12 protein-coding genes are annotated in these 17149 nt (G+C 60.0%); 4 read left to right on the forward strand and 8 right to left on the reverse strand.

The genetic code is table 11. From position 1 onward, the window contains the following. Positions 1-4: 4 nt before the first annotated feature. From LIX91_RS05915 to glgA, 7 genes are all read right to left on the reverse strand, one after another. Complete coding sequence (locus LIX91_RS05915) at positions 5-1018, reverse strand: acyl-CoA dehydrogenase family protein (protein WP_226488131.1); 1014 nt, start codon at positions 1016-1018, stop codon at positions 5-7. After that, on the reverse strand, positions 1015-3198 hold the full coding sequence (gene glgX / locus LIX91_RS05920) for a glycogen debranching protein GlgX (protein WP_003315330.1): 2184 nt from the start codon (positions 3196-3198) through the stop codon (positions 1015-1017). Before glgX ends, LIX91_RS05915 begins: the two co-directional genes overlap by 4 nt. A 156-nt stretch (positions 3199-3354) precedes the next feature. After that, entirely contained in the window at positions 3355-3756 is a 402-nt protein-coding gene (locus tag LIX91_RS05925) for a DUF2934 domain-containing protein (protein ID WP_003411278.1), read from the reverse strand. Between the two features lie 17 nt (positions 3757-3773). Continuing rightward, complete coding sequence (locus tag LIX91_RS05930) at positions 3774-6557, reverse strand: malto-oligosyltrehalose synthase (RefSeq protein ID WP_226488132.1); 2784 nt, start codon at positions 6555-6557, stop codon at positions 3774-3776. Next, the gene (gene malQ, locus LIX91_RS05935; protein WP_226488133.1) at positions 6554-8632 is read right to left on the reverse strand and encodes a 4-alpha-glucanotransferase; all 2079 of its coding nucleotides are present in this window, start codon (positions 8630-8632) and stop codon (positions 6554-6556) included. The genes LIX91_RS05930 and malQ overlap by 4 nt, the downstream gene beginning before the upstream one ends. Then, positions 8622-10436: a malto-oligosyltrehalose trehalohydrolase gene (gene treZ, locus LIX91_RS05940; protein WP_226488134.1), complete on the reverse strand. Its 1815-nt coding sequence runs from the start codon at positions 10434-10436 to the stop codon at positions 8622-8624. Before treZ ends, malQ begins: the two co-directional genes overlap by 11 nt. A 16-nt stretch (positions 10437-10452) precedes the next feature. After that, complete coding sequence (gene glgA, locus LIX91_RS05945) at positions 10453-12051, reverse strand: glycogen synthase GlgA (protein WP_003411269.1); 1599 nt, start codon at positions 12049-12051, stop codon at positions 10453-10455. 616 nt (positions 12052-12667) lie between these two features. Here glgA and LIX91_RS05950 point away from each other — a divergent pair. Continuing rightward, positions 12668-13159, forward strand: a complete 492-nt coding sequence (locus tag LIX91_RS05950; protein ID WP_032703004.1) for a GNAT family N-acetyltransferase — start codon at positions 12668-12670, stop codon at positions 13157-13159. A 160-nt stretch (positions 13160-13319) separates the two neighbouring features. On the opposite strand, the gene LIX91_RS05955 is transcribed toward LIX91_RS05950, so the two are convergent. Next, positions 13320-13493 carry a DUF6026 family protein gene (locus LIX91_RS05955; protein ID WP_003315324.1) on the reverse strand — a complete coding sequence of 58 codons (174 nt, stop codon included), beginning with the start codon at positions 13491-13493 and terminating at the stop codon, positions 13320-13322. A 263-nt stretch (positions 13494-13756) separates the two neighbouring features. On the opposite strand from LIX91_RS05955, the gene gnd reads away from it, so the two are divergent. The 3 genes from gnd to LIX91_RS05970 are packed head-to-tail and all read left to right on the forward strand — an operon-like array spanning position 13757 to position 17116. Then, positions 13757-14782 carry a phosphogluconate dehydrogenase (NAD(+)-dependent, decarboxylating) gene (gene gnd / locus LIX91_RS05960; RefSeq protein ID WP_323178387.1) on the forward strand — a complete coding sequence of 342 codons (1026 nt, stop codon included), beginning with the start codon at positions 13757-13759 and terminating at the stop codon, positions 14780-14782. Beyond that, the gene (gene zwf / locus LIX91_RS05965) at positions 14782-16314 is read left to right on the forward strand and encodes a glucose-6-phosphate dehydrogenase (protein WP_226488135.1); all 1533 of its coding nucleotides are present in this window, start codon (positions 14782-14784) and stop codon (positions 16312-16314) included. Before gnd ends, zwf begins: the two co-directional genes overlap by 1 nt. Further along, positions 16307-17116, forward strand: coding sequence for an HAD family hydrolase (locus tag LIX91_RS05970; RefSeq protein WP_226488136.1), 810 nt, complete (start codon positions 16307-16309; stop codon positions 17114-17116). The genes zwf and LIX91_RS05970 overlap by 8 nt, the downstream gene beginning before the upstream one ends. Positions 17117-17149: the final 33 nt, after the last annotated feature.

Below are 17149 nucleotides of genomic sequence, written 5' to 3' on the forward strand. Positions count from 1 at the left end.
GCTCTCATAGTGACCACGTGCGTGCAGCGGGCAACGCCTTGCCGGACAACTGGCCCAATGCCGCAAGGTCCTGTTCGGCGTGGCTCTGACGCAGGAAAACCGGCAGGTCGGTGATCAGCCGGGCAAAGTGCGGGTCCTTGCAATAAGGGCCGGCCCCGACGGCACGGCCCACATGCTGAATCACCAGGTCGGCGGCTTGTTCGACATAAGCACGGCAACGTCTGGCAAGCATCTCGGCATCCTCGGCTGGCGCCTGATCGAGGTGCGCGGCAGCGGCGCGCAACACATCGATTGCGGCATGCAGTGCGACGTCCGCAGCGCCAAGATGCGCAAGGGCGTGCGGCTCTTCGCGCTTGCCGACATGGGCCAGCAGGCGCTGCGCGATGGCGCGTGATGCGCCGTACCAGCAGGCCGCAATGCCGATGCCGCCCTGCCAGAAGCCAGGCCTGTCGAGATAGCCACCCGGCGCTCCGATCGCTTGACCGATGGCGTTGTCGAACACCACGTCGATGCTGCCGGTCGCACCCATGCCCACTGCGCGCCAACCGTCGCCGGTCATGTGTACGCCGGGCTGGTCAAGGCGTACCGCGACCAGCTGCTGCCGATGTTCGGCGTCCCATGCCGTGATCAATGCATGGCTCAACGCCGAAGCGCCTGAGCACCATGCCTTGCGGCCGTGCAGGCGAAGTGCATCGCCTGTGCCGCTGATATTCACCCGTGCCTGCGGCGGCTCTGCCGCCCACATGCCCCAGGTGCTGAATTGTTCGGGGGGCGGGGCACCCAGTTCCGCCATGATCGCCAAGGCGTCTGTATGCCCCTCGTACAACTTGCACAACCCCAGGTCGTGGCCTGCAACGCAGGCCAGCGCCCGCCAGCGCTCAAGTGTCTGACCGCGGGCAGGCAGGGGAAGCTGATCCAGACCTTCGTTGACCAATGCCTGCAAGCACTCGCCCAGCGCACGCGTATCGGCATAACCGTGCTTGCGCCAGTCGAGAAACTCACTCAAGGCATCAATCATTGCTGGTCTTCACGCTTCAGTTCGAACAGCAGCAGCGAACGCGGCGTTACGGTGTATTGCGAACCGAACGCGAAGTGCTCCTTGCTGCGTGCATCATCCTGATTGGTGTCGATCAGGCACTCGTAATGGGTACCTTCAGGCACTTCCGGCAGGGTGAAGTTGACGCCGTCATGATGCGCGTTGACCACCAGCAGCAGCGTGGCGTCGGCACCCGCGCGGCGGATACCGGTTTCCTGTGCGCGACCATCCATCAGCATGCCCAGGCAACGGCCATTGGCATCGTGCCACTGCTCGACGCTCATCTCGTTGCCATCCGGAGCAAGCCAGGTGACGTCCTTGACGCCGATCTCTTCGTTATAGTCGCCTACCAGGAAGCGGCTGCGACGCAGGATCGGATAGGTCTGACGCAGCTTGATCACGCGGGTGACAAACTTGAGCAGCGCTTCGCCATCTTCGTCCAGATCCCAGTTGATCCAGCCAATCTCGCTGTCCTGGCAGTAGGCATTGTTGTTGCCGTGCTGAGTACGCGCGAACTCGTCGCCCGCCACAATCATCGGCGTGCCTTGTGCCAGCAGCAGGGTGGCGAACAAGTTGCGCATCTGGCGCAGACGCAGGCTGTTGATTTCCGGATCTTCGGTCGGACCTTCAACGCCGTGGTTCCAGGACAGGTTGTTGTTGCTGCCGTCCTGGTTGTTTTCGTCGTTGGCTTCGTTGTGCTTGTCGTTGTACGACACCAGGTCGTGCAGCGTGAAGCCATCGTGCGCGGTGATGAAGTTCACGGACGCCTGCGGACGACGGCCGCGCTGGTTGAACATGTTGCCGGACGCGGTCATGCGCGCAGCGAAGTCAGCCAGTTGAGCTTCGTCGCCTTTCCAGAAGGCACGAACCGTGTCGCGGAACTTGTCGTTCCATTCCATCCAGCCTGGCGGGAAACCGCCCACCTGGTAGCCGCCCGGACCGCAGTCCCATGGCTCGGCGACCAGTTTGACCTGACGCAGCACGGGGTCCTGACGGCAGGCGACCAGGAAGCTGTGGCGCTCGTCGAAACCGTCGTGGTAGCGGCCCAGAATGGTCGCCAGGTCGAAGCGGAAGCCGTCGACGTGCATTTCCGAAGCCCAGTAACGCAGGGAGTCGGTGACCATTTGCAATACGCAAGGGTGGCTCAGGTCGAGGGTGTTGCCAGTGCCCGAGTCGTTGATGTAGTAGCGCTTGTCGTCCGGCATCAGTCGGTAGTACGAAGCGTTGTCGATACCGCGCATCGACAGGGTAGGGCCCAGCTCGTTGCCTTCGGCGGTGTGGTTGTAGACCACATCGAGGATGACCTCAAGACCGGCGTGGTGCAGGTGCGCAACCATTTCCTTGAATTCGGCAATCTTGCCGCTCGCCAGGTAACGCGGGTCCGGGGCGAAGAACGCGATGCTGTTGTAGCCCCAATAGTTGGTCATGCCCTTTTGCAGCAAATGCTGGTCGTTGACGAAGGCATGAATCGGCAGCAGCTCGACGGAGGTAACACCCAGCTTGCGAATGTGCTCGACGACCGGCGCTGATCCGAGACCGGCGAACGTGCCGCGCAGCTCTTCGGCCACCTCAGGGTGACGCATGGTGATGCCGCGTACGTGGGTTTCGTAGAAAATCGTCTTGTCCCAAGGCGTACCGACGCGCTGATCACGGCCCCAGGTATAGGCCTCGTCGATCACTTTGCTTTTCGGTACGAAAGGGGCGCTGTCGCGTTCGTCGAAGCTCAGGTCGCCATCAGGATGGCCGATGGTGTAACCGAACAGCGCTTCCGACCACTTCAGCTCGCCAACCAGTTGCTTGGCGTACGGGTCGATCAGCAGCTTGTTGTGGTTGAAGCGATGACCATTCTTCGGGTCGTAAGGACCGTACACACGATAGCCATAGATCTGGCCCGGGTGCGCGTCCGGCAGGTAGCCGTGGTAAATCTCGTCGGTGTATTCCGGAAGTTCGATGCGTTCCAGTTCGATTTCGCCAGTGGAGTCGAACAGGCACAGCTCTACCTTGGTGGCGTTGGCCGAGAACAGGGCGAAGTTGACGCCCAGGCCATCCCAGCTTGCACCGAGAGGAAAGGGAAGTCCTTCACGAATGCGAGACGGGGTACTGCCAGGGTTGTCTAGCGGGGCTGAATTATCTTCTGCCGGTGTAGTGGACTTCGTATTCATGATGACTTCCTGACGTCGAATGATTTTCTGAGCGGCCAAGGCCGCTATCGAAGCCGCAGGCTCCGATACTGACGATAATGTAAGGGGGTGTAGCAGGCCTCATCTCTGGTCAGAGCGAGACCTGCAATAACTGACCGGTGCGCGGCCAGAAGAGTTTCAAGAATTCGACGGCTTGCGTGGCTTCTTCGGAGCAGGTTTGGCAGGCGCATCTTTGGCAGGAGCGTCGGTTGCAGCGGCTGCAGCGGGCTTGGCCTTGGGCGCAGGTTTGGCAGCCGCCTTGGGAGCAGGCTTGGGCTTGGCTTCACCAGCAGGCTTTGGCGCAGGCGCCGATTTTGCGGCCGGCTTGGCTGCGCCCTTGGCAGGCGCCTTGGCGCTATCTACCTCTGGCAGCTTGGGCTTGGTCGATTTGCGCACACTGGACTTGTTCGGCGCCAGCGCTTCGGCCTCGGCCAGTTTGCGCGCCATTTCCCAGTGACGCTCGTCGTGACCGGAAGGTTTACCCTCCGATTCCCAGATTTGGTAAGCAAAGTCGCGAATTCTTTTTTCGTCGGCACTCATCTTGAGACTCCCAGCTATTACATAGTTTGAATAAGCAGATTGACGGAAAATCTTTCAAGCGCTGCACTGAGCGGTACTTCCCGATCACTCGTCACGACAACGTCAGAAAAGAGTCCCTTCCAGTCAGAACCGGAGTCGGCAAACGGCAACATGATCCGTGTGTCGCCCCAATTGGCAGCATTAATCAATGGAGTTTGCGCAGTACCCAATAGTTCACTGCATGTGCGTGGTACTACGATGATAGCGCGCACTCCTTGCGTCTCCCGGGCAAAGGCCATCACCTGCTCGGCGTGGCTGCCCTTTATGTCCAGAGGTTGATAACTGCCTTCGCTGAACAGTCCCGGATGTTCGGCCCGCAGGTTCAAGACCTTCGCGATCAGCGCCTGCTTGATGCGCCCGTCCTTCCAGTCAGTCAGCAGCTCGGTAACGCTTGCGTCTTCGGCCAGGGCCTGTTTCCGTGCAGCGTAGTCAACCGGGCGGCGGTTGTCCGGGTCCACCAGGCTGAAATCCCAGAACTCGGTGCCCTGATACAAATCGGGAACACCGGGTACGCTCAAGCGTAGCAAGGTTTGCGCCAGACTGTTGAGCGCGCCAGCGGTGGCAATACGGTTGGCTGTCGCACTGAGGGATTGACGCAGCGCCAGGGCTTCCGGTGCCAGCAGCAAACGCTCCAGAAATTCGCGGCAAGCGGTTTCGTAGGGCTGATTCGGTGCACTCCAGCTGCTTTGCAGCTTGGCTTCGCGCAGGGCTTTCTCCTGCCACTGGACCATGCGCTTCGCGTATTCCTGGTGAGCTTGTTCGCCCTCCAGGCTCAACGGCCAGCTGCCCAGCAAGGCCTGATAAAGCATCAGCTCGTCGCCTGCACTTATCGTCGGCTCGTCACCCTTGAGCGGTATTGCCAGCTGTCTCCAGCGCTCCACCTGTTCGGCGTACCACGGGGCGCATTCACTCAGGACCGCGAGGCGCGTACGCGTATCTTCGCCACGCTTGTGATCGTGCGTTGCGGTGGTCAGCAAATTGTCTGGAAACTTCTCCAGACGCTGCAGGCAAACCTGATGGAAGTCATCTACCGGCGCACTGAAGTGCTGCGGATGGAAACCCACATCGTTGCGCGAGAGCAGCACGGCAGAGCGGTAGAACGAAGTGTCTTCGACCGACTTGGCGGCAACCGGGGAGGTCAGTTGCTGGAAGCGTACGCAGGCATTTTTGTAGAGCTTGCGCAGCTGGCCGCGTGGCAGTTTTCGCCAAGGTTCGCCACCCAGCCAGCGTGCCAGGTAATCCAGCACCGGCCAGTCGCCTTCGTTCAGCGTTGCACGCGCGCCTTCCATGGCCTGCTGGAAATACTTGTCGTCTTGCGCCGAGCGGCCGCACACCGAGATATAGGTGCGATAAATCGGGAAATTGACGATCAGCGCGAGCAGGGCACGACGAATCGCACCCAGGGTCAGGTCGCGGCTCATCAGGTCGCTGCGAGCAACCTCCAACAACGATTGAGCGACGTTCTCGAAATCGCCCGCCAGGGTGCCGTGCAGGACCAGATCGCGGGCCACCAGTACTTCCTGATCGAAGTCAGCGGTACGTTCTGTCAGGCGGCTCCACAGCTCACCCAGAGGCTCTTCGCCCTTGGGGTCGTGTTGCAGCAGTGACACCTGGTTCATGAACTCGTAACCGGTCGTGCCGTCAACGCTCCAGTCTTCACGCAGCGGCTCGTCGGGGCCGAGGATTTTCTCGACGAAGATCGGCAGATGATCGATCTGCGCGTGCTCGGGTCGCAGTTTGAGCAGGCTTTTGACCCGGCGATGCAACTTGCGACCGTAGCCGCGCGGATCAGCCAGGCCATCGATGTGGTCGATGCGCAGCCCGTCGACCAGGCCATCGGCGATCAGCTGGAATATCTTGCCGTGGGTGGCTTCGAACACCTGTGGCCGCTCGACACGCAGGCCGCCCAGCTCGTTGATGTCGAAGAAACGCCGCCAGTTGATGTCATCGCCAGCGGTGCGCCAGCTGGCCAGACGATAGTGCTGACGCTCCAGCAACAGGTGCAGGCGCTGGAAGCCTTGCGGTTTGCTGGAATCGAAATGCGCGAGGATCTGCTCGATACCCTTGAGCACCTGCGGGTCCTTGGCCAGTTCGGCCAGCTCGGCCTTGGCCTGGCGTGCGCGCTCATAGGCCTGCGGGAACTGCGCAAGTGCGCTGAAACGCTGGGCCATGTCCTTCAGTTGTGGCTGATCCACGGCCTGCAACAGCGAGTCGTAAGTCAGTGGGCAGATCGGAAAGTGATGCTGATAGTGCTCGATGTAGAACGCGCCATGCTCGGCATCGAAGCGCAGCGGAATTTCACCGGCCTGCAATACCGTGCCGTAATCGCTGCTCAGGAACGGCAGCAACAGCTGGCCTTCCAGCAGCGGGTCCGGCGAATTCCACTGGATGTCGAAGAACTCTGCATACGGGCTGCGACGGCCCCATTCCAGCAGGTCCAGCCACCACGGGTTGTCGGCACCGCCGACCGCCATGTGGTTGGACACGATATCGAGAATCAGGCCCATGCCGTGCTCGCGCAGGGTCTCGACCAGGCGCAGCAGGGCAGGTTCGCCGCCCAGTTCCGGGTTGATAACTGTCGGGTCGACCACGTCATAGCCGTGCATCGAGCCGGCACGCGCCTTGAGCAGCGGTGACGCGTAGACATGGCTGATACCCAGGCTGGCGAAGTAGGGCACCAGTGGCACGGCGTCGTCGAGGGTAAAATCCTTGTGGAATTGCAGGCGCTGGGTGGCGCGCAAAGGCTGTAATGGACGGGTCATTGATCACGCTCCGTAGCCTGCAGCCGGGATCGGGAAAGCAATTCCAGTCGTCGAGCAGCATTCGGGTTATCAAGCAGAGAGGCCGCATCGCCGGGAAGACGTCTGCGCCAGTTGGGGTGACTGTCAATGGTGCCGGGCAGGTTGGCCTGCTCTTCGACACCCAGGGCGTCTTCTATCGGCAGCAAGACCAATGGCGCACGTGTATGGCCAAGGTAGCTGATACTCGCGTCGATGATCTGCGCCGGGTCTTCAGTACCGGAGGGCATACTGTCGATGTTCTGACTCAAGGCACGCCGCAGGCTTTCATATTCCCGCGTGCGCTCTTCGCGCCACTGCGATTCGTGCTGATCGTCAATGTGGCCGAGGCGCGCGTTCCACTCGATATCCAGTTCGCTGAGCCAGCCTGCGAGGGTAGGCAGGTCGTGGGTACTGGTGGTCGCCAATGCTTGATCGGACCAGTCGAGAATCGGCTTGAACTGACCATTGTTCTGTTCGAACAGCAGTACGCGCATGCCAAGAATCGCCCTGGCACTGAGTTTTTCGCTCAGGCCTTCAGGCACCGTACCAAGGTCTTCACCCAGCACGATTGCCTTGTGCCGCCAGGATTCCAGGCTCAGCAGGCGAAGCATGTCGTCCAGCGGGAAGTTCAGATACGCGCCTTCGCTGGGAGGCGCCCCCTGCGGGATGACCCACAGGCGCTGCAAGCCCATGACATGGTCGATACGCAACCCGCCGGCATGGGCGAAGTTGGCCCGCAGCATCTCGATGAACGCGCGAAAGCCATTACGTTTGAGGCCGTCCGGTGAAAAGGCGGAAATCCCCCAGCTCTGGCCGGCACGGTTGAGAATGTCAGGGGGGGCGCCGACGGTCAGGGCCGACAGCAACTCGTCCTGGCGACTCCAGGCCTGGCTTCCGGCGCCATCGGCACCCACTGCCAGGTCGGCGATCAGGCCGACGCGCATGCCGCTGCTGCGTGCTGCAACCTGTGCACGCTCCAGACCACGGGCTATCAACCATTGGGCGAATGCATGGAAGCTGATTTGCTCGCTATGGCTTTTGGCAAATTCGGCGACGGCGTCGCCGCGAGGGTCTTTGAATTGCTCAGGCCATTCATGCCAATTGCTGCCGATGTTCAGCGTTTCTGACTCGGCACACAGCGCTTCGAAGCGGCAGTGATTTTCCAGCGCTTCGCCACCGCTGTGGCGGAAGCTGTTGAAGTCTTCGTGCAGCGGGTGATCACCCGCACTGAAGCCTTCATAAAGCGCGTGCAGCGCTTTCCATTTTGCGTTGGCCGCGGCTGGCCAGTCGATCAGCGTCTGTGTTTCAAGGCGCTTCATCTCGTCGCCGACGCGCGCGTCTTCGATGGCCTGACGCCACGCACTTTCACCGAGAATCGCACCCGGCGACGCGTACAGGCTGTTGAGAAACAGCCTGCTGGACGGTGAATAAGGACTGTAACGGTGAGGGTCGTTGGCGAACATGGCGTGGATCGGGCTGATGCCTAGCGCGTCGGCACCTCGCTCGCCAGCAGAGCGCAAGACCTTCTCCAGTGCCTCGGTGTCACCAAAACCGCCATCACCTTCACGCCGCAAGCTGTAAAGCTGAGCGGTCAGGCCCCAGCCGTGCGGCTTCGAGGTCTCGGTGGCCATTGCCATGCTGAAGCAGGTTTTCGGCGCGACCGCGATGGTCAGGTGCTGGCCGGCAATTTCCAGCTGCTGGTAGCCCGGCGGGGCCAGCGCCGGAAGCTCTGCGTTCGAGGTCAGCCTGGCATCCAGTGAAGAGCCGTCTTCGAGGTGTAGCGTGAACGGCGTTTGTGGCGCGAACCACTGCGACAGGTCCAGATTGCTTTCCACATCGACCGTCAGCAGTGGCGGGGCACTGGTGCCGTGACTGGCTTTTTGCAGGCGCAGCAGGCTGGCATCGATAGCCTCGCCGTTTTCAGCAGGATAGCCCAGCGCTTCCAGAACCTTGCGCAGTACATCCGGGCTGACGGTCTGCGGCCGAGCGTTGGCATCGACCCAGTGCACCGACAAGCCTGCCTCGGTCGCAAGCCTCTCCAATTGCTCATTGTTCATCCTGTTCCTCCAGAACATCACTTGCTGTCAGGCTGACAATGGCCGTGTAAGCATTGAGGATGCCGCGTGGGGAAAGTTCGGACGATTTTTCGGCGCTGGAGAATATCTCGCGGGCGCCCGTTTGTGGCGGTGCGTCAACCGCGTGCTCGCTGAGATTGAGGTCAATACGCAGTTCGCTGCCATCACCCAGTGTCCAGCGCGCACTGACTGCCTTGTCACCGAGAATATCGGTCTTCAGGAAGCGTGCGCCCTGCAGGCGCGGCATGATTTCCTGGTGCCGCAAAGCCAGCAACTGCGTGTAGAACTCCAGCCAGCTGCGATGATCGAGGCCTGTGTCGGTGTCGAGATCGACCGCGGCGAACGCCGGGCGTGACGCTTCGAATGTCTTGATGTCGTTTGGATCAGGAATGTGCTCGCGCTTTTCCGGATCAGCGAACGCGGCGAAATCAGCAAACTCCTTGCGACGTCCTTCACGTACCGCATCGGCCAGCTCGCCGTGGTGGCTGGTGAAGAACAGAAACGGTTCGCTGGCCGCCCATTCATCGCCCATGAACATCAACGGGATCATCGGTGAAAGCAGCAACAGGGCAGTGGCGGCCTTCAACGCCGCAGGCGCGCAGAGTTGCGGCAGGCGTTCACCGAGGGCGCGGTTGCCGATCTGATCGTGGTTCTGCAGAAACAACACAAAAGCCGACGGCGACAGGTGCGCGCTGGGCTCGCCTCGCGTGTGCCCGTGACGCGTCGGTTCGCCTTGGTAGACAAAGCCTTCGCTGAGCAGGCGCGCAAGCTTTTGCGTAGGCTCTTTGGCGAAGTCGGAGTAGTAGGCGTCGGTTTCACCGGTCAACAGCACGTGGAGGGTGTTGTGCCCGTCGTCGTCCCATTGAGCATCGAAACCCTTTTCCAGAAGACCGGCCTGGTTGAACTCATTCTCAAGGTTCAGCCACACGTGGCGGCCTGGTTCAATGCGGCCACGAACCCGCTCTGCGAACTCCGGCAGGAAGGTCTCGTCGCGAATGGCATGAACAGCGTCCATGCGCAGGCCGTCGAAGCGGTACTCGAGCAGCCACATCAGGGCGTTATCGACGAAAAAGTCGCGCACCTGCGGGCGTCTGAAGTCGATCGCATCGCCCCATGGGGTGTGCAGGTCGCTGCGGAAAAACTCTTTGGCGTAACTGCCCAGGTAGTTGCCGTCCGGACCGAAGTGGTTGTACACCACATCGAGAATCACCATCAGGCCAAGACCGTGAGCGGTGTCGATCAGGCGCTTGAGCTGTTCCGGCGTGCCGTAGGAGGATTGCGGAGCGTAATGCAGAACGCCATCGTAGCCCCAGTTGCGATCACCGGGGAACTGCGCGAGCGGCATCAGTTCGATTGCGGTAACGCCCAGTTTGGCGAGTCGCGGCAGGTGTTTTTCCACGCCAGCGTAGCCACCCATGGCGCCCACGTGCAGTTCGTAGATAACCGCTTCATGCCATGGACGCCCGTTCCACGCAGTGTTTTGCCATGAATAAGCGTCAGGGTCGACGACGAGGCTTTCAGAGTGAACGTCATCGACTTGCGCGCGGGAAGCGGGGTCAGGAACGTCCAGCTCGTGGTCGATCCTGAAGCGGTAGCGAGTACCCGCCTTGCAGCGGGCCTCGAGGACGAACCAGCCGTCGGACTGAGGCAGCATGGCCAGTGACTGGCCATCCTGCAGTTCGACATTTACGAAGGAGGCATCCGGTGCCCAGAGGGCAAACCGGGTGTGTTCAGGGTCCAACAAAACGGCGCCGTGGCGCCAGTTATCGTCTGTACGCAGGGGCATCCATTAAATCCTTAACCTAGTAGTTGCTGGAAATACTCACGTTTTTCTTCAACAGATCGCGATAGAGATCTGCGTAGGGCTCTACCGCCTGATGCCAGTTGAAGGGAGCCGCCATGGCGCGGCAGCGCATGGCGTTGAGCAGCTCCGGATGGGCGAAGACCTGAAAGGTGCGATTCAGGGCCTCGGTGTAGCTTTCGACTGTCGACTCGTTGAACAGGAAGCCGGTGACGCCGTCTTCGATCGTATCTGCCAGGCCACCGGTATTGCGGGCGACAGGCAGCGAGCCGAAGCGTTGCGCGTACATCTGGCTCAGCCCGCAAGGTTCATAGCGGGAAGGCATCAACAGGAAATCGCTGCCAGCGAACATGCGTCGTGCATCTGTTTCGTTGAAGCCGATGCGCACGCCGATGCGGCCTGGGAAACGTTCCGCCAACTCGCGCATGGCCTGTTCTTCCTCGGGCTCGCCGCGGCCGATTATTGCGATCTGTCCGCCATTGTTGACGATGTGTTCGGCAACGCCGATCGTCAGGTCCAGGCCTTTCTGATACACAAGGCGCGACACCACCGCGAACAGCGGCCCGGTGGAAGCATCCAGCTCGAACAGTTCACGTACGTAGTCAGCGTTGATTTCCTTGCGCGTCCACTCGTTGGGCGCAAAGTGGCAAATCAAGTGTTCGTCAGTGGCCGCATCCCAGCTTTCGTCAATGCCGTTGGGGATGCCGCTGAGCTGGCCCTTGTTGGCCTTGCTTTGCAGAAAGCCCTCAAGGCCGCAGCCGAACTCCGGGGTGGTGATTTCCCGAGCGTAGGTGGCGCTGACCGTGGTGATGTGGCTGGCGAAGGCCATGCCTGCCTTGATAAACGACAGCTGACCGTAGAACTCCATGCCTTCAGGAGTAATGGCGGAGTCCGGGATGCCCAGCTCACGGCTTGAGGCAGTGCTGACCGTGCCCTGATAGGCGAGGTTGTGAACAGTGAAGATGCTTGGCGTGGACTGCCCGCGCCAGCGCATGTACGCAGGCGCCAGGCCGGCTGGCCAGTCATGGGCATGAACCAGCTCGGGGCACCACTGGCTCTTGACTTCGCCAGCGGCGAACTCGGCGGCTGCCAGGCCCAGACGGGCGAAGCGAATATGGTTATCGGACCAGTCGCGGCCATTACTGTCGGCGTAAGGGGTGCCTTCGCGCTCGTAAAGCTCCGGGCAGATCAGTACGTAGATCACCAGACCGTCTTTCATGTCCATGCGACCCACCTTGCAAGGCGGCAGCGCTGCATGCCCGCCCAGCTGGCTGATGATGTGGATCGGGTTACCGCTGTTGATGACCTGCGGATAACCTGGAATCAGTACGCGAACGTCGTGCAGGTGGCGCATGGCTCGCGGCAGTGCGGCAGACACATCGCCCAGCCCGCCGGTTTTCACCAGATCGGCCAGTTCGGAGGTCACGAACAACACTTTGCGTCTATTGACCTGAGACATGGTCGGCTGAGGCTGAACAGTCGACGTTGGCATTTGCAGCACAGGAACGCTCTTGTTAGAGAACACCGGCAGATGAGTCAGCTCGCCGACAGGCTGGTTAAAACTCTCTCCCTTCTGGGTTTTCACAGCGGCGCTAATCATCAATTTTTCCCCTTAAAACAGTCTTGGTGCATCACTTGATTTTTATTGGCCATTTCCTATGGCCGGGTACACATACGTGCACTACGCAAGATCGATACCCGTTTGGACCATGCATAGTGACAAAGCGGTGTGATGTCGCCATAACCGGATGTCAGCCAATAGCATAGATGCTCTAATCAGCTGACCCGGCGGTTTTGGAGAAGTTTCGACTTTTTTATTTGCGGATGTCTGGCATGGGCTTCGACGCGCCACATGATGACAGGCTGCAGGTGGCAGCCCGGTTGTCGCTGCGCTTTTTCAAGGCTTTTTTCTGCGTCCGGAGGGAGCGTTACCGGCCGTCGGATCGTTGGACAATCCAGTCCAGGCGCCTGGTTTTCATCACTAAATCCCGTTGGTATCAGATCGTGACGAGCCGTAACGGTGCATAACGCCTTTTCCGGGGGCGTGCAGCGGTCAATCTGCGGGCGCTACGAGAAAATCCTTACATCTGCGTTGGAACATTTTGGCGCAGGGCAGGATAGAATCGGGCCACAAGCCCCGGCCTTGATACTGGCCTGAGGCATTACCCTTTGACTGATTTCACTGAATCACTCTGATTGAATTGACGAGGATGGAAATGGAAGCCCCCGAGGTACTGGTACTGCAAGCGAGTTACACCAATCCTGTGCATGCAGACGCGATAGGGTTTGTTTTGAATGAGTATTCGATGGATGCCATGGGGACAGGGCGGCCTCTGTCGAGCGATACCCGTCAGCAGTTGGCAATCGAACTCGCAAAGCGTCCGTATGCGTTCAGCGTGCTGGCATTCATCTCGGGAGAGCCGGTAGGACTGGTCAATTGCTTCGAGGGGTTTTCAACCTTTGCCTGTCGTCCGTTGGTCAATATTCACGACGTCGCAGTGCTCTCGCAACACCGTGGCCTCGGTATCAGCCAGAAAATGCTGCTCAAGGTCGAAGAGATTGCGCGCCAGCGTGGCTGCTGCAAGCTGACGCTTGAGGTTCTGGAGGGCAACGAGGTTGCACAAGGGGCCTACAGAAAGCTCGGTTTTGACAATTATCAGTTGAGCCCTGAAATGGGGCGTGCCATGTTCTGGCAGAAGCCGCTGTAGAGGACCTGTTCGCCAAACGTCTTTTTTGATCGTTCAGATGCAAGCCGGGCTGAGCGGGCGACGGAACAGATGGCGGGATCAGCAGAGGGGGGCAGGTCAGGTGGGCAAGCCGGATTATCGGTCTTGCCCTGAGGCGTTTTGAAGAATGATACAGTTGCGGTCAGGCCTGAAGCATCTTACCGGGGGCGGATAACTGCGATTGCTGCAGTATCGAGCTCAAATGAGCCACTTTTTTCTGCAACTGCTCGCGCTCTTCTTTTAATGTGCGCAGTTCGTCACGACGGATAGTGACATACAGGGTTTGTGGTGCAATTGCTGGTAGTACAGTGCCCATTGCTCACCTCGCAAATGGCGGATTCAACCTCAGAGAGGTCCGTGGCAATGACTTTCAATCCCTGACCGCCGCTGCTTACCCTCTCTATCGGCACCGATTCTGATTTCTTTTGCATGATTTTGGAACTTTTTTATTTTTAATTGTCGCGAATGTCTCTTAATCGCGACAAAATGCACCACAGGAGGGCGCTCGCGTCTTCATCTTCTCGCAAGGGAACCGACGTTCCGCCTCGCTTGACTAAACAGCATGCTCGCAAACCGTCGATGCGCTGGACGGCAATCGAGGCACCTTTTTACGATTTAAGGAGCACCTTCATGCAACTTGGGATTATTGGACTGGGCCGCATGGGCGGCAACATCGCACGCCGTCTGATGCTGAATGGTCATACGACTGTGGTGTACGACCGTGATGAAGCATCGCGCAACGCCCTGGCCAATGACGGTTCGACTGCGGTCGCAGATCTGAAGGAACTGGTCAGCACGCTCGCCAAGCCCCGTGCTGTCTGGGTAATGCTCCCGGCCGGTGCGCCGACCGAAGACACCATCCAGACCCTCAGTGAGTTGCTTGACGCCGATGACGTGATCATCGACGGCGGTAATACGTTCTACAAGGACGATATCCGTCGCGCCCAGGAACTGACCGCGAAGGGCCTGCATTATGTCGATGTCGGCACGTCAGGCGGCGTCTGGGGCCTCGAGCGCGGCTACTGCATGATGATCGGAGGCGAGGCCGCCGTTGTCGAGCGCCTCGATCCGCTGTTCGCGACACTGGCTCCGGGTCTTGGCTCGATCGAGCGCACCCGTGACCGCACCTCGACCGATGATCGCGCCGAACGCGGTTATATCCACTCCGGCCCTGCGGGCTCCGGGCATTTCGTGAAGATGATCCATAACGGCATCGAATACGGAATGATGCAGGCCTTCGCCGAGGGCTTCGATCTTCTCAAGCAGAAAAACTCCGAACTCCTGCCGCCTGAACAGCGTTTCGACCTGAACACGGCGGATATTGCCGAAGTCTGGCGTCGTGGCAGTGTGGTGTCGTCCTGGCTGCTGGACCTGACCGCCGACGCCCTGGCCACCGACCCGCACCTGGATGCGTTCTCCGGTTCGGTTGCCGACAGCGGCGAAGGTCGCTGGACCATCGAAGCGGCCATCGAGCAGGCGGTTCCGGTTCCTGTGCTGTCCAGCGCTCTGTTTGCGCGTTTCCGTTCCCGCCAGACAAGCTCGTATGCAGACAAGATGCTGTCCGCCATGCGCTTTGGATTTGGTGGCCACAAGGAACCCAAGTAATGGGCCTGTCGCGTGGCAGTGCCGAGCAAAAAACCGAGGTAGCCCCACCCACGACCCTGTTTCTGTTCGGTGCCCACGGAGATTTGGTCAAGCGCCTGTTGATGCCGGCGCTTTACAACCTGTCACGCGACGGTCTGGTGGATGAAGGGCTGCATATCGTCGGTGTCGATCACAACTCGATCAGTGATGCCGACTTTGCGAAAAAGCTCGAGAACTTCATTCGTGATGAAGCCGCCGGCAAGGTTGCCGGCGGCGGCAAGGATCCGCTCGATCCTGCGCTGTGGAGCAAGCTGGCCGAGCGCATCAGTTATGTGCAGGGCGACTTCCTCGACGATTCCACCTATCAGGACATCGCCAGCAAGATCGAGAGCACCGGTACCGCAAACGCGGTGTTCTATCTGGCCACCGCGCCGCGATTTTTCAGTGAGGTCGCCCAGCGGCTGGGCTCGTCAGGTTTGTTGCAGGAAACCGAAGACGGCTTCCGTCGTGTCGTGATCGAGAAGCCGTTCGGCTCCGATCTGGCCAGTGCGGTGGAGCTCAATGGCTGTCTGCTGAAAGTCATGAGCGAGAAGCAGATTTACCGGATCGACCATTACCTGGGCAAGGAGACGGTGCAGAACATTCTGGTCAGCCGTTTCTCCAATGGCCTGTTCGAGTCGTTCTGGAACAATCACTACATCGATCACGTACAGATCACGGCGGCGGAAACCGTAGGCGTGGAAACCCGTGGCAGCTTTTACGAGCATACCGGTGCCTTGCGCGACATGGTCCCCAACCACCTGTTCCAGCTGCTGGCAATGGTGGCGATGGAGCCGCCTGCCGCTTTCGGTGCTGATGCCGTTCGCGGTGAGAAAGCCAAGGTGGTCGGCGCGATCCGGCCCTGGAGCCAGGAGGAAGCCCTGGCCAATTCGGTGCGTGGCCAGTATGCGAAGGGCGTGATGGGCGACAAGGAGGTCGTCGGTTATCGCCAGGAAGATCGCGTGGAGCCGGACAGCAGCACCGAGACCTACGTTGCGCTGAAGGTCATGGTCGACAACTGGCGCTGGGTGGGGGTGCCTTTCTACCTGCGCACCGGTAAGCGCATGAGCGCTCGCAGCACAGAAATCGCCATCTGCTTCAAGCCTGCTCCTTACGCGCAGTTCCGCGATACCGAAGTCGACCGGCTCAAGCCCAACTACCTGCGGATCCAGATCCAGCCCAACGAAGGCATGTGGTTCGACCTGTTTGCCAAGCGTCCGGGCCCGAAATTGGAAATGGAAGATATCGCGTTGGGCTTCGCCTACAAGGACTTCTTCGAGATGCAGCCCTCCACCGGGTACGAAACCCTCATTTATGACTGCCTGACCGGTGATCAGACGCTCTTCCAGCGGGCCGACAACATCGAGAACGGCTGGCGTGCCGTGCAGCCGTTTCTCGACGCCTGGGCCGCACAGCCGGAAGTTCAGCTTTACGAGGCTGGCAAGGATGGCCCGCAAGCGGGTGAAGAGCTGCTGAGTCGTGACGGTCGGGAATGGAGAGAATTGAATGTCTGAACTGCCTGTACAGTTCCTGTTGTCCGACATCGACGGCACGTTACTGCGCCGTGATCACAGCCTTAGCCAAGCCAATATCGACGCCATCAAGCGCCTGCGTAACGCGGGCGTTCACTTCACGCTGGCCAGCAGTCGACCGCCCAGGGCCATGCGCCAGGTGATCGAGGCGCTGGATGTCGACCTGCCCACCGTGGCATTCAATGGCGGCACCATCACTCATCCCGATGGCAGCCTGCTGGTGGCTCATCGCATTGACCCGCGCGCCGTTCGCATCTGTCTGGAGCTGTTTGCCGGGCAGAACGTTGCCATCTGGGTGTTTGCCGATGATCAGTGGTTGCTGATCGATCCCGACGCCGATTACGTCGATCATGAGCTCGATGCACTGGGCTATGACTATGTTCAGGTCGAGAGTTTCGAGCCGTATCTGGATCGCGTCGACAAGATCGTCGCGGCCAGCGGTGATTTCGAGTTGCTCAAGACCCTTGAGGCGCAGCTCAATCCGCAGATCGAAGGGCTCGCGCTGGCGGCCCGTTCGCAAAAATACTACCTGGATGTGACTGCGCTGGAGGCCAACAAGGGTTCCGCTCTGGTCGCGCTGGCGGACTATCTGGGCGTCGACCTGTCGCGTACGGCGGCCATAGGCGACGGCGGTAACGACGTGGCAATGTTCCACAAGGCCGGCTTGTCCATCGCCATGGGGCAGGGCGAGCAGACAGTCAAGGGACAGGCTGACCATGTTACTGATAGCAATGAGCAGGACGGAGTGGCCAACGCCATCGAGCGTTACATCCTGAACGCCTGATCGAGTTGCATACCCACGTTAACGAATCATCAT

The sequence above is a fragment of the Pseudomonas sp. B20 genome (assembly GCF_020515755.1).
Taxonomy (GTDB): domain Bacteria; phylum Pseudomonadota; class Gammaproteobacteria; order Pseudomonadales; family Pseudomonadaceae; genus Aquipseudomonas; species Aquipseudomonas syringae.